This window comes from Mesorhizobium sp. 128a (assembly GCF_053848025.1).
Genome location: NZ_JBSPKY010000001.1, coordinates 501,840 through 514,916, shown reverse-complemented (window position 1 = coordinate 514,916; position 13,077 = coordinate 501,840). Strand labels below are relative to the sequence as shown.

General features: G+C 64.3%; 13 protein-coding genes. 5 read left to right on the top strand and 8 right to left on the bottom strand.

All coding sequences use genetic code 11. The features are described 5' to 3' along the window. Positions 1-4 precede the first annotated feature (4 nt). The 6 genes from ACWTU9_RS02325 to ACWTU9_RS02300 all read right to left on the bottom strand — a co-directional run bounded on the left by ACWTU9_RS02325 (position 5) and on the right by ACWTU9_RS02300 (position 6,051). Positions 5-745, bottom strand: coding sequence for an FAD-binding oxidoreductase (locus tag ACWTU9_RS02325; RefSeq protein ID WP_455856908.1), 741 nt, complete (start codon positions 743-745; stop codon positions 5-7). Then, positions 742-1,353: a molybdopterin-dependent oxidoreductase gene (locus ACWTU9_RS02320; RefSeq protein WP_455856907.1), complete on the bottom strand. Its 612-nt coding sequence runs from the start codon at positions 1,351-1,353 to the stop codon at positions 742-744. Before ACWTU9_RS02320 ends, ACWTU9_RS02325 begins: the two co-directional genes overlap by 4 nt. A 131-nt stretch (positions 1,354-1,484) precedes the next feature. Then, on the bottom strand, positions 1,485-3,011 hold the full coding sequence (locus ACWTU9_RS02315) for a DegQ family serine endoprotease (RefSeq protein WP_455856906.1): 1,527 nt from the start codon (positions 3,009-3,011) through the stop codon (positions 1,485-1,487). Positions 3,012-3,240: 229 nt separating this feature from the next. Further along, positions 3,241-3,915, bottom strand: coding sequence for an MBL fold metallo-hydrolase (locus tag ACWTU9_RS02310; protein ID WP_455857123.1), 675 nt, complete (start codon positions 3,913-3,915; stop codon positions 3,241-3,243). A 104-nt stretch (positions 3,916-4,019) separates the two neighbouring features. Continuing rightward, the gene (locus ACWTU9_RS02305; RefSeq protein WP_455856905.1) at positions 4,020-5,186 is read right to left on the bottom strand and encodes a diphosphate--fructose-6-phosphate 1-phosphotransferase; all 1,167 of its coding nucleotides are present in this window, start codon (positions 5,184-5,186) and stop codon (positions 4,020-4,022) included. Positions 5,187-5,286: 100 nt separating this feature from the next. Then, the gene (locus ACWTU9_RS02300; protein WP_455856904.1) at positions 5,287-6,051 is read right to left on the bottom strand and encodes a L,D-transpeptidase; all 765 of its coding nucleotides are present in this window, start codon (positions 6,049-6,051) and stop codon (positions 5,287-5,289) included. A 227-nt stretch (positions 6,052-6,278) separates the two neighbouring features. Between ACWTU9_RS02300 and ACWTU9_RS02295 the strand changes: the two genes are divergently transcribed. The 3 genes from ACWTU9_RS02295 to xylB all read left to right on the top strand — a co-directional run bounded on the left by ACWTU9_RS02295 (position 6,279) and on the right by xylB (position 9,766). Next, the gene (locus ACWTU9_RS02295) at positions 6,279-6,902 is read left to right on the top strand and encodes a LysE family translocator (protein ID WP_455856903.1); all 624 of its coding nucleotides are present in this window, start codon (positions 6,279-6,281) and stop codon (positions 6,900-6,902) included. Positions 6,903-6,906: 4 nt separating this feature from the next. Continuing rightward, positions 6,907-8,229, top strand: a complete 1,323-nt coding sequence (locus tag ACWTU9_RS02290; protein ID WP_455856902.1) for a tetratricopeptide repeat protein — start codon at positions 6,907-6,909, stop codon at positions 8,227-8,229. Positions 8,230-8,311: 82 nt separating this feature from the next. Continuing rightward, positions 8,312-9,766, top strand: coding sequence for a xylulokinase (gene xylB / locus ACWTU9_RS02285; protein WP_455856901.1), 1,455 nt, complete (start codon positions 8,312-8,314; stop codon positions 9,764-9,766). A gap of 32 nt (positions 9,767-9,798) precedes the next feature. On the opposite strand, the gene ACWTU9_RS02280 is transcribed toward xylB, so the two are convergent. Continuing rightward, positions 9,799-10,161, bottom strand: a complete 363-nt coding sequence (locus tag ACWTU9_RS02280; RefSeq protein ID WP_455856900.1) for a nuclear transport factor 2 family protein — start codon at positions 10,159-10,161, stop codon at positions 9,799-9,801. Between the two features lie 113 nt (positions 10,162-10,274). Between ACWTU9_RS02280 and xylA the strand changes: the two genes are divergently transcribed. Together xylA and ACWTU9_RS02270 are read left to right on the top strand one after the other, a co-directional pair. Next, positions 10,275-11,600: a xylose isomerase gene (xylA, locus tag ACWTU9_RS02275; protein WP_455856899.1), complete on the top strand. Its 1,326-nt coding sequence runs from the start codon at positions 10,275-10,277 to the stop codon at positions 11,598-11,600. Positions 11,601-11,807: 207 nt separating this feature from the next. Beyond that, the gene (locus tag ACWTU9_RS02270; protein WP_454587559.1) at positions 11,808-12,011 is read left to right on the top strand and encodes a hypothetical protein; all 204 of its coding nucleotides are present in this window, start codon (positions 11,808-11,810) and stop codon (positions 12,009-12,011) included. A 59-nt stretch (positions 12,012-12,070) separates the two neighbouring features. Here the strand turns inward: ACWTU9_RS02270 and ACWTU9_RS02265 are convergent, their stop codons facing one another. Further along, on the bottom strand, positions 12,071-13,051 hold the full coding sequence (locus ACWTU9_RS02265) for a GlxA family transcriptional regulator (protein WP_455856898.1): 981 nt from the start codon (positions 13,049-13,051) through the stop codon (positions 12,071-12,073). Positions 13,052-13,077: the final 26 nt, after the last annotated feature.

Sequence of the window (13,077 nt, the reverse complement as noted above, 5' to 3'; positions counted from 1 at the left end):
CTACTCAGACGCCATAGCGCTCGGTGCGGATGATTTCCGCCGGCAAGCCGGCGTCGATCAACGCCTGGGCGGCGGCCGAGACGAAGGCATTCGAGCCGCAGACAAAGGCCAGCGTCGGTGGTTGCGGCAGCCGCGCCAGCGCTTGCATTACCATGGCCGTGTCGATGCGCCTTGAATAGTCGGACGGACGCTGTGCCGCCTCGCGCGTCAGCGTCAGCACCAGGTCGAACCCGTCGCGGCGGTCGTCGAGGCCGATCAGCTCGTCGCGAAAGATCACCTCGTCCCAGACCCGCACCGAAAACATCAGTGCGACCGGCACCGTCGATTTGCGCAAGCTCCGGTGGCGCACCATCGCCATCAGCGGCACCACGCCGGAACCGCCGCCGACCAGAAGCAGCGGCCCGCCATCCCCATCGGACCAGACGAAATGGCCGCCGAGCGGCCCGCGCAGCTCGATCTCGTCGCCGACCGTCGCCACCTCGTGGAAGAAGGGCGAGACCTCGCCGTCGTCGAGTTTCTCGATCGCCAGTTCGACTGTGGCGCCGCTCTCCGGCGCCGAGGCGATGGAGTAGGAGCGGCGCGCCTGGTAGCCGTCCGGCGCCGTCAGCCTGACATCGACATGCTGTCCGGCGCGATAGGCGAAAGGCCGCGACAGCGCGAAAAAGAAACTGGTGACGCGCGGCGTGCGCTTTTCGATCCGGGTGATTTTCGCCGTCTGCCAGGGAGATTGCGGCGCTTCGCTCATGGATCGCCGCTATAGCGCTGTTCGCGCCAGGGATCGCCATAGATGTGATAGCCGCGCAATTCCCAGAAGCCCGGCTCGTCGCGTTCGGTGAATTGCAGCCCGTTCAGCCATTTGGCCGACTTCCAGAAATAGAGATGCGGCACCAGGAGCCGCGCCGGCCCGCCATGGTCAGCCGTGATCGGCTTGCCTTCGTAGAGCAGCGCCACCATCGCCTTGCCGGTGGTAAGATCCTTGGCCGGCACGTTGGTGGTGTAGCCATCATACCCATGCGCCAGCAGGAAGCCGGTCGGCGCTTCGATGCCGGCATCGGCAAGAATGTCGTCGACCAGCACGCCTTGCCAGGCGGTGTCGAACTTGGTCCAGGCGGTGACGCAATGGATATCGCGCGTCATCTTGGTCACGGGCAGCGCATTGAACTCGGCCCAGTTCCACTTCTTGATCGGGCGTGGTCCATGCTTGAGCGTGAACGACCAGTCCTCGGTGCGCACCCGGGGCGTCGGCCCCGCCGACAGCACCGGAAAACCCGGTTCGAGATATTGCCCGGGCGGAATGCGCGCGTCGGTCTCGGTTGGAGGCTTTCGACCGGAGGAAAAACCGCGAGTGACCATTGGGACTGTCCGTTTGCAGCAGGCCGTTGCTGGCCTGCCGCAGTGTTCTCGAAGACGTCCCGGCGGGCAACAGGAATTTTGGCCGAAAAGCAGGGTCGTCGGCTGCGCCGGCGAACCTGCCGCTTCATGCCTCAGCCGGCGGCGAAGGGCACGGCGACGAAGATCTGCGCGTCGCCGCGGTCGACCAAGAGCAGCACCGACCTGCGGCCCGACTTGCCGGCCTCGGCGATCGCCTGGTTGGCTTGCCTTGCGTTGCGCACCGGCAACTGGTCGACGGCAACGATCACATCGCCCGGCTGCAGGCCGGCATTCGAGGCCGCCTTGTCCGGATTGACGCGCTCGACCACGGCACCACGCTGGTTGGACGCAAGGTTCAGCTCTTCGCGGATATCGGGCGTGAGGTCGGTCAGGCCAAGGCCAAGCGAGGGCACGCGTAGCGCCTGGCCGGCCGACGGTTCTTGATTGTCGCCCTCGGTGGAGGCCGTCTTCACATCGTCGCTGTTGCGACCGACATCGGCGGAGATCTGCACCGTCTTGCCGCCGCGCCAGACATCGAGCGTTTCCTTCGCGCCGGGCGCGACATCGGCGACGGCGCGCGACAGGTCCTTGGGATCCTTGATAGGCTCTCCGGCAAAGCTGGTGATGACGTCGCCGGTCTTGATGCCGGCCTTTGCCGCCGGCGATCCTTCGGTAACCTCTGAAACCAGCGCACCGCCGGGATGGTCGAGGCCGACGGCGCCGGCCACATCCGGCGTCACGGGCTGGATCTGGACGCCGAGATAACCGTACTGGATGTTGCCGCCTTTCATCAGCTTGGCGACGACCTTCTGCGCCTGGTCCGACGGAATGGCGAAGCCGACGCCGACGCTGCCGCCATTGGGCGAATAGATCGCGGTGTTGATGCCAACGACATTGCCCGCGACATCAACCAGCGGGCCGCCGGAATTGCCGTGATTGATCGGTGCGTCGATCTGGATGAAATCGTCGAACGGCCCGCTGTTGAGGTCGCGGCCCCGCGCCGACACGATGCCAGCGGTGACCGTCGTGCCGATGCCGAACGGATTGCCGATGGCGAGCACCTGATCGCCCGGCATGAGCTTGTCGGAATCGCCCCATTTGACGGTCGGCAGCGGCTTGTCCGCCTTGATCTTGAGCACGGCGAGGTCGTTCTTGGCGTCGTGGCCGACCAGCTTCGCGGGAAGCTCGGTGCCGTCGTCCAGCGTCACCTTGATCGATGTGGCGCCGTCGACGACGTGGTTGTTGGTAACGATGGTGCCGTCTGCGTCGACAATGAAGCCGGAGCCCAGCGCTTCGGCGCGCTGCGCCTGCTGTGGCGGCGTCCTCGGCATCGGAATGCCCTGGTCGCCGAAGAACTGGCGGAAATAGTCGTCGAAGGGCGAATTGCCGCCGAAGGATTGCTCCTCGCCCATATCTTGCGGCTGCCCCTTCATGACGGTGGTGACTGTCACCACCGCCGGCTTGTCGACGGCCACGATCGGCGCGAAGGAGCCGTTGGGCGCGGTTATTCCGGCGACAGGGGCCTGGGTTGTCGCGACGGCGGTGTCTGCGCTTTGCGCGAAAGACGCAATGAAGGGGCTGGCGATCAGCGCAGCGCCCAGCAAGGCCGCGACGCGATGTCTGCGAATTATGTCTGACATGGTCGTTTGTCCGGGCGAGAGATGATCCGGCGCCGTGGCGAACTCCCGGGACGGAATCGGCCATCGGCGTGTCGACGGTCGCGGTTGCCCGTCTCGCCTGGCATGGCAGCCGGCCGGATCGACAGCCCTGCATCTAGGGCGTCGATCGGCCCGATTTGGGGTTCTTGCGCCATCTTACGAAGATTTAATGTCCGATCACATTTTCGTTAGACGGTGGCGGGGCCAACCTTCAACGGCCCTCGGCGCGCCTGAGATAGGCGGTGGCGATCTCGCGCATCCGATTGCCGTCGAAGCTTGGCCCATGGCCGCCATGGCCGAGGCGGACGGGCAGGTCGAGCAGCCGCTGCATGGTTCTGACATAGTCGGGCCGCGACGAGTCCGGCAGGTCGTCGATCAGCATGGAATCGTAGATGGCGTCGCCGGCAAAGAACAGGCCGTCGGCCTCGTCGAACAACGCGATCGAATCGGGAGAATGTCCGGGCAGATGCAGCACGCGGAGCTGCCTGTCGCCGAGATCGACGATGTCGCCCTCGTCCAGCGTGCGCGTCAGCGGCGCCGGCGGGATCTTGTAATCGGCCGCCGTCCAGCCCGGCGCCGGCAATTTCGAGACCGCGCCGTCGAGATTGGTGAACATGTAGGCGTAAGTAACCGCTTCATCCATCGTCTCGAAGCTGGCCGCGCTCATCGTCGGCCCCAACCTTACCGGGAACTCATGCAGCGAGCCGACATGGTCGAGATGGATGTGGGTGGCCACAACGATGAGCGGCTTGCCCTCGGGCGTGTCGATCTGAGGCGCCAGCGGGCAGATGCCCATGCCTGTATCGACCAGCAGGTCGGCGTCGCGGCCTTTGAGGTGCCAGATGTTGGCGCGCACGAAATCATGGACGAACGGCTCGGTCAGCATCGTTGTGCTGGCATCGATGACGGTCTTGCCAAACCAGTCGCCGACAACACGTTCACCACCAAAACGGGCGCCACCAAAACGGGCGCCGCCCAATCGGTCGCCCATCAGACGAAGGGCTTCCCGACCTTGTATTTTTCCGGCACCAGCCGCTTCAGATATTCCATGCCGGCTTCCGACAGTTGGTTGACGTCGGGCTTCATGAAATCGTCTGGCATATGACGCGTCTTGCCGGCGACATTCTTCAGCGGCACCTTCTTCAGCACGGTTTTCGAGCCGTCATATTGCAGCGCCACCGAGCCGCCGCCTTCGCCGGCAACGGCAACCGCGAAGGCGCCGGCATCGAAAGCCTCCTGCGCGTCGACAGCGCTGATCGCGCCGATATAGCCGCGCGGCATGTAGCCCAATGCGTCGACCCGCGCGCGCTTGCCCGGCAGGCCTTCGGCGAGCGCCCGCTCCAGGGCGGCCGGCAGGTCTGAGCCCGACAGTTTGACGTTGCCATGGGCGTCGCGTTCCAGCTTGTCCGGCGGCACGAGGCTTTCGACCAGGGCCTTGCCGTCGGCGGTGCTGACGCCTTCGGAAACGGCGACGATGCAGCGCTTGTGGCGGTCGAGCGAGGCGCGCACGTCGTCGATAAAGCCGGCGGCCGAAAACGGCCGTTCCGGCACGTAGACCAGATGCGGGCCGCTGTCGGGATCGAGCTGCCAGGCGGCGGCGGCGGCGGTGAGGAAGCCGGCGTGGCGGCCCATGACGATGCCGACATAGATGCCGGGCAGCGCGCGAAAATCGAGATCGACGGACAGAAAGGCGCCGGCAACGAACTCGGCCGCCGAGATGAAGCCCGGCGTGTGGTCGTTTTCCTCGAGATCGTTGTCGATGGTCTTGGGCGCATGCACGAAAGCAATGCTGCCGCCGGCGGCATCTGTCAGGATCTGCTGGGTGCCCGATGTGTCGTTGCCGCCGATATAGATGAAGGCATCGGCGCCGGCCTTTTTCAGGCCGTTGAGGATGACTTCGCAATAGGCCGCATCCGGCTTGTCGCGGGTCGAGCCAAGGGCCGCACTCGGCGTTCCGGCGATGAGCCGCAGCCGGTCTTCGGGGATGGCGGAGAGGTCGACGTAATTACCGTCACGAATGCCGCGCACGCCGTGGATCGAGCCCAGCACCTTGGCGCCGGGATGGCGCTTGCGGATTTCCAGCGTGGCGCCGACGACCGTCTGGTTGATGACGGCGGTCGGGCCGCCGCCCTGCGCGATGACAAACGTTCCAGCCATGCTTGATGTCTCCCGGCGTGATGGTTTTCAAGGCACCTTGGCCTGTCTTGCCGCCTCGCGCAACGGGAGTTTCGAGCGGCGCCAAACCGCCGCAGAGGGATCAGACCACGACGACCGGGTTCTTCTTGGAAACGCGGCTGTAGAGGTCGATGATGTCCTGGTTGATCAGGCGCACGCAGCCCGACGACATCGCCTGGCCGATGCTCGCCCATTCCGGCGAACCGTGGATGCGATAGCCGGTGTCCTTGCCGTCCTGGTAGATGTAAAGCGCGCGCGCGCCGAGCGGATTGGTGAGGCCGCCGGGTTGTCCATTCTGCCACTTCACCAGCTCCGGCTTGCGCTGGATCATTTCCGGCGGCGGCGTCCAGGTGGGCCACTCCTTGCCGTACTGGATGTTGGCGCGGCCGGACCAGCGGAAGCCGTCCTTGCCGATGCCGACGCCGTAACGAATAGCGTCGCCGCCCTCTTGCACGAGATAGAGCTTTCGCTCCTGGAGATGAACGACAATGGTGCCGGGCGCCTCGCCGGTCTCGTTGACGACAATCTGCCGGCGGAACTCCGGCTTGACCTTCTGATAGGGCACGGCCGGCACTTCGAAACCGCCATCGGTGAGCGCGGCGTACATGACGTCGGGGCCGGTGACGTTCTTGTCGACGCTGATCGCCGGGCGGATCGGCCGCACCGAGCCGGTGACCGTGTCGTCCAGCTGCAACTGCGGCAGTTCGAGCGTCGCGGTGCTGCAACCGGCCATGCCAAGCAGCGCCATGGCGCCGGCCCCTGTCAGCATCGAGCGGCGGGAATAGAGATGTTCGGCTTCGATTGCGTCGCCCATAGGCGGCGTCACATTCTGCGGCAACTCACGCATGCACCAAACCCTACGCTGTCGGCGGGAAACACGGTCCGGCCGGATAGCGGGCAGTTTCGCCAAACATGGTTGAAAAAAGATGAAGGGATGCCTGTGCGCCTTAACCCTGTGCCCTATTTGAATGCGCCGGCGGGACGAAGCGGTTCGCCGCGAATTTTTTAGGGTGGCTCTTTACATTCCGGCGTACGCAAGGATTTATCCTTTTCTTTGCGCTCAAGGAGACAAAGATGTCGTTCGAAAATTGGGCTGCCTTCGCCGCCGCCTCCACCATCCTGCTGATCATTCCCGGCCCGACCATTCTCCTGGTGGTGTCCTATGCGCTGGGCCAAGGCTGGCGCACAGCCTTGCCGATGGCCGTCGGCGTGGCGCTAGGCGACTTCACCGCAATGACCCTGTCGATGCTGGGCATCGGCGCGCTGTTGGCGGCGTCGGCTACCGTGTTCACCATCCTGAAGCTGATCGGCGCCTGTTATCTGATCTATCTCGGCATTAAGCTGTTTCGTGCCGGCGGCGCGCTGAAAGCCGAACCGCGCACCGACGCCGTGTCGGCCGCCAGGATGATGGCGCATGCCTGGCTGGTCACCGCGCTCAACCCGAAAAGCATCACCTTCTTCGTCGCTTTCCTGCCGCAGTTCCTCAACCGGGAGGCCGAATTCTGGCCGCAGATGCTGATCTTCGAGACGACCTTCCTGGCGCTGGCCTTCGCCAATGCCTTCGGCTACGCGCTGATCGCGGCGCGCGCCCGCAACGTCGTGCGCAACCCCAAGGCAATCCGCATCTTCAACCGCACCGGCGGCACGCTGCTGGTCGGCGCCGGCATCGCCACGGTGGCGATGCGTTCGGGGAATTAGTGGCATGACAATCAAGGACGAGTTCGGCCTGACGCTTTCGGGCGCCACACAATCCGGGTTTTCGTCCTACGCCAAAGCCGTCCGTGAATTGCAGTGTTTCGTCGGCGACCCGGTCGGCTCCGTCGACCGTGCCATCGCCGAGGATCCCGGCTTCGTCATGGCACATATCTTCAAAGGCTATCTCTTCGGCCTCGCCACCGAGCGCGAGGCAACGGTGGTGGCCAAGGCATGCCACGAAGCGGCGCTGCCGCTCGCCGCGACAGCGCGCGAACAGGCGCATGTCGCGGCGCTTGGCCATCTCGCCGCCGGCCGCTGGCACGAGGCCTCGCGTTTGCTCGAAGATATCGCCATCGACTGCCCGCTTGACGCGGTGGCGCTGCAGACCGGGCACCAGGTCGACTTCTTCACCGGCAATGCCCGCATGCTGCGCGACCGCATCGGCCGCGCGCTGCCGTCCTGGCAAAAGGACATGCCTGGATACCACGCCATCCTCGGCATGCAGGCGTTCGGGCTGGAAGAGATGGGCGACTATGCACAGGCCGAGAAGTTTGGCCGCACTGCGGTCGCCATCGAACCGCGCGACGGCTGGGGCCAACATGCTGTCGCTCACGTCATGGAAATGCAAAGCCGGCAAAGGGATGGCATCGCCTGGATGCGCGCCAATCCTGAGGCATGGACAAAAGAGAGCTTCCTGCAGGTGCACAATTGGTGGCATTTGGCGCTGTTCCACTACGATCTCGGCGAGACCGGCGAGGTGCTCGATCTCTATGACGGGCCGATCTACGGCACGCCGTCGACGATGGCGCTCAACATGGTGGACGCCTCGGCAATCCTGTGGCGGCTTCATCTCGGCGGCGTCAATGTTGGGGACCGCTGGATTGCGCTTGCCGCCAACTGGCCCAAGGTCGGTGCCGGCAATTACGCCTTTAACGACGCCCATGCGATGATGGCCTTCGTCGGGGCAGGGCTCGAATCGCCAGCCAAGACCTTGCTCGATGCGCAACGCGAGGCGATGCGCGGCAGCGACGACAACGCTGCCTTCACCAGGGATGTCGGCCATCCGTTGACGCTGGCGATCAAGGCCTTTGGCGAGGGCAATTACGCCGAGACGGTGCGCCTGATCCGGCCGATTCGCTCGATCGCTTATCGCTTCGGCGGCAGCCACGCGCAGCGCGATGTCATCGACCTGACGCTGATCGAGGCGGCGCTGCGCACCGGCGGCGCGGCACTTGCAAGGGCCTTGGCGGCCGAGCGCCAACTGGCCCGGCCGGACAGCCCGCTGTCGGCGCTGTTTTCGCGACGCGCCGCCGATTTGTCAGAGAATTGACCCGAAACGCATCTTGTTTTAAGAACTGGTCGAGCCAGATTTTTTCGAGACCCGAAAAAATTAATGGCAATGGGAGGAATGCATGTATCTCGGCCTCGATCTGGGCACGTCGGGCGTCAAGGCGCTGTTGCTTGATGCCGGGCAGAAGATCATCGGCTCCGGCCATGCTTCGCTAGATGTGTCGCGGCCGCACCCCGGCTGGTCCGAGCAAAACCCTGCCGACTGGATCCGTGGTTGCGAGACGGCGATTGCCGAGCTGAAATCCGCGCACCCGAAAGAGCTTTCCGCCGTCAAAGGCATCGGCCTTTCCGGCCATATGCATGGCGCCACCTTGCTTGATGCCGGCGATCAGGTGCTGCGCCCCTGCATCTTGTGGAACGACACGCGCAGCCACGCCGAAGCGGCTGCGCTCGACGCCGATCCGCGCTTCCGCCAACTGACCGGCAACATCGTTTTCCCCGGCTTCACGGCGCCGAAGCTCGCCTGGGTGAAGAACAACGAACCCGCTGTCTTCGCCAAGGTGGCGAAGGTGCTTTTGCCCAAGGATTTCCTGCGGCTGTGGCTGACCGGCGAGCATATCTCCGAAATGTCCGACTCGGCCGGCACGTCCTGGCTCGATGTCGGCAAGCGGCGCTGGTCTTCCGAACTGCTCGCAGCGACATCGCTCGATGAGAAGCAGATGCCGTCGCTGGTAGAAGGCACGGAAAAGGCCGGCGCCTTGCGCGCCGAACTCGCCTCGAAATGGGGCATTGCGGCGGGCATTCCCGTTGCCGGCGGCGCCGGTGACAATGCGGCATCGGCCTGCGGCATGGGCACGGTCGGCGCCGGCCATGCATTCGGCTCACTCGGCACATCCGGCGTGCTGTTTGCCGCCAACGCGTCCTATCTGCCCAATCCGGCAAGTGCCGTGCACACATTCTGCCACGCGCTGCCCAACACCTGGCACCAGATGGGCGTCATCCTGTCGGCCACCGATTCGTTGAACTGGCTATCGGAGATTTCAGGGAAGAAGGCCGGCGAATTGACCGCCGAACTTGGCGACGCTTTGAAGGCTCCGTCGGGCGTGTCGTTCTTGCCCTATCTCTCTGGCGAGCGCACGCCCTACAATGATTCCGCCATTCGCGGCGCCTTCACCGGGCTGGCGCATGAGTCCAGCCGTGCGGTGCTGACGCAGGCGGTGCTTGAAGGTGTCGCCTTCGCCTTCCGCGACAGTCTCGAAGCGCTGAAGACGGCGGGCACGAATTTGACCCGGGTGACGGCAATCGGCGGCGGCTCGCGCTCGCGCTACTGGCTGAAGGCGATCGCCACCGCACTGCAGCTGCCGGTCGACATTCCGGCCGACGGCGATTTTGGCGCCGCGTTTGGGGCGGCCCGGCTCGGGCTGATCGCGGCGACAGGGGCGGATCCGCTCAGTGTCTGCACCGCGCCACGGACGGATGCGACGGTAGAGCCGGATGCCAGCTTGAGCGATGCCTATGCGGATGCTTATCAGCGCTATCGGGCGCTGTATCCGGCAATCAAAGGCGCCACGGCGTGAGCGGCTTCTCGCCCACGCCGCAGCTTGGCAACTTACTGCGCCGGGACCTTATCCAGAAACCCGGTGACGCTCTTCAGGCGGCCGTTCTCAATGACGCCGATATCGGTGCCTTCGGTGACCGATGGAATGCCTTCCGGCCCGAGATTCCACGAGAAGCGGATCGTGTCGGCAAATCCATCCGGTGTGCCCTTCAGCGAGAACCGGAAGCCGGCGAAGCGCTGCTGCACGCCGTCGATAAGTGCGGCCACACCGGCATGGCCGTCGCCCTGCATCAGCGGATCGCGGTAACTGACGTCTTCGGTGAAGGTTGCCTTGAGCAGTTCGGCGCGGCGATCCGCATCGGACTCGTTCCAGGCGGTAATGTAGTTTTGAGCGATCGTGTTGACGTCGGTCATGGTCTGTCTCCTTCGTTGAGCGGCTTTGACACCAGCCTTTTCACCCCTTGGAAGAACGAAACCAATTACGCCTGAGGTAATCAGGGCGAACTATTCGAGAGAGGACAGAAATCATGAGCAGCGGATTTTTCGGCGACATCAAAGCAATCAAGTATGAAGGGCCGGATTCGACCAATCCGCTGGCGTACCGGTTCTACAATCCCGACGAGGTGGTGGCCGGCAAGCGGCTGGAGGATCATCTGCGCTTCGCCGTCGCCTATTGGCATTCCTTCGCCTGGCCGGGCGGCGATCCGTTCGGTGGCCAGACCTTCGACCGTCCCTGGTTTCCCAAGGCCGGCGGCGTTGACACGATGGAACTGGCGAAGCTGAAAGCCGACGTCGCCTTCGAGATGTTCTCGCTGCTCGGCGCCCCTTATTTCTGTTTCCACGACGCCGATGTGCGCCCCGAGGGCAAGGATTTCTCCGAAAGTGCGGCGCGGCTCGACGAGATCGCCGACTATTTTGCCGGCAAGATGAAGAAGACCGGCGTCAAGCTGCTCTGGGGCACGGCGAACCTTTTCTCCAACCGCCGCTTCATGTCGGGCGCCGCCACCAATCCCGATCCGGATGTCTTTGCCTATGCGGCGGCGACAGTGAAAAGCTGCATCGACGTAACCAAGCGGCTGAAAGGCGAGAACTACGTGCTGTGGGGCGGGCGCGAAGGCTATGAAACGCTGCTCAACACCGACCTTGCCCGCGAGCAGGAACAGGCCGGGCGCTTCCTCAGCCTCGTCGTCGACTACAAGCACAAGATCGGCTTCGAAGGCACGATCCTGATCGAGCCGAAGCCGCAGGAGCCGACCAAGCACCAGTACGACTACGACGTTGCCACGGTCTACGGGTTCCTCAAGCGCTTCGGTCTGGAAAAGGAAGTGAAGCTCAACATCGAGCAGGGCCACGCCATCCTGGCCGGGCATTCCTTCGAGCATGAGCTGGCGCTGGCCAATGCGCTCGGCGTCTTCGGGTCGATCGACATGAACCGCAACGACTACCAGTCGGGCTGGGACACCGACCAGTTCCCCAACAATGTGCCGGAGATGGCGCTGGCCTATTATCAGGTCCTCCAGGCCGGCGGCTTCAAGACCGGCGGCACCAATTTCGACGCCAAGCTGCGCCGCCAGTCGCTCGATCCGCAGGATCTGCTGATCGGCCATATTGGCGGCATGGATTCTTGCGCGCGCGGCCTCAAGGCAGCCGCGAAGATGGTCGAGGACAAGGCGCTGTCGGGTCCGCTGGCCGAGCGCTATGCCGGCTGGAACACAGCCGAGGCCAAGGCGATGCTGTCGGGCAAGCGTACGCTGGAAGACATTGCGGAGCGCGTGGTCAAGAAGAAGATCGAGCCGCAGCCACGCTCCGGCCGCCAGGAACTGCTCGAAAACATCGTCAACCGCTACGTCTGAGATCGGAAAGCCGATTCGTATTGCTTGAGGGCGGCTGGAAAATACTCCCGCCGCCCTGTAACGGCCTTGCGCCAAAGGGCTCATTTGGCGACAAGGTTTTGCCCCTTGTCGCCCATCAATGACCTCGCTCTTGCCTTCAAACTGCCGTCACGTATTTCGTATAAGAGGTCCGTTGTGGCGGGTGAAAAGGAAGGAGGCGAACCGATAATGCAACACGAACGCGAAATCGACGCCCTACTCTCATCCGGCGAGACCGGATCGATCATCGACCGGCTGATGGCGCTGCCGCGGCCGACCGACAATGTGAAAAACGAATGGGATCGCGCTGTCAGCAGCCGATTTGAAGTCCGGCTGGCGAGGCAGATGCGCTCGCAGATGGACGCCGGCGGCGATCGCCAGAACGCCGCCTGATCTCTCTTTGTCTGCATGTCGTTATCCCAAAACCGCGACACACTTTTGGGCGACATGCATCAACCTCGGCGGAGCCGCACCGGTGCTTCGCCGAACGCTCTTGAAAACGCTCTGGAAAATGCCGCGGCGGACGAGAACCCCGTCCGCCCGGCAATATCCGCCATGGCGATCCGCGTATCGACCACCAGCCGCCGCGCCGCGCCCAGCCGCAGCCTGAGGTAATAGGCGCCCGGCGTCTCGCCGATCGACTTGCGAAAAATGCTCTCCAGCGTCCGTGCCGTCACCCCGGCACGTTTTGCCACCGCGTCGATGGTCAGCGGCTGGTCGACATGCGATTCCATCAGCCTGATGGCCTGCGCCAGCCGCGGGTCGTAGCCATCGAGCCGGCCGAGCGAGACCAGCGGCTGTGCGTCGGTCGCGGCGCGCGCCTGGTCGTAGATGAAGACGCTGGCGACATCGAGCGCCACGGCCATGCCGAGGCGCGTGCGGATCAGATGCAGCATCAGGTCGAAGGTCGGCGACGCTCCGCCCGAGGTGAAGACGGGGCCGTCGATAACATAGCGGTCGGGGCGTACGTCGACGCCGGGAAAGGCCGAGGAAAAATCCTCCATGTCCTCCCAATGGGTGGTGGCGCTACGCCCTTCCAACAGCCCTGCCCGTGCCACCAGCCAGGTGCCGGCCTCGACGCCGCCACAGGCGCGGGCGGCTCGTGCTGCGCGGCGCAGACCCGACAGCAGCGCCGACGTGGCATAGTTCTGCGTTCCGAAGCCGGCGACGACGACAAGCACGTCGGTCGGCTCGGCCGCATCGAAACGGCCGCTGACCGCCACGGGCAGGCCGCAGGTGGTGACCGGCGCCTCGCCGGTGACCGAGACCAGTTTGAAATCGAACAGCGTCTCGCCGGAAATGCGGTTGGCGGCGCGCAGCGGGTCGACGGCCGAGGCGACGCACATGATGGACGAGCCGGAAAATACCAGGAACGTCACCTTCAGCGGCGAGCGTTCCGAGCGAAAGATGATCGGCTTTTCGCTTTTGATCATGCAGCCTTCGTAAAACGCAAAACAGT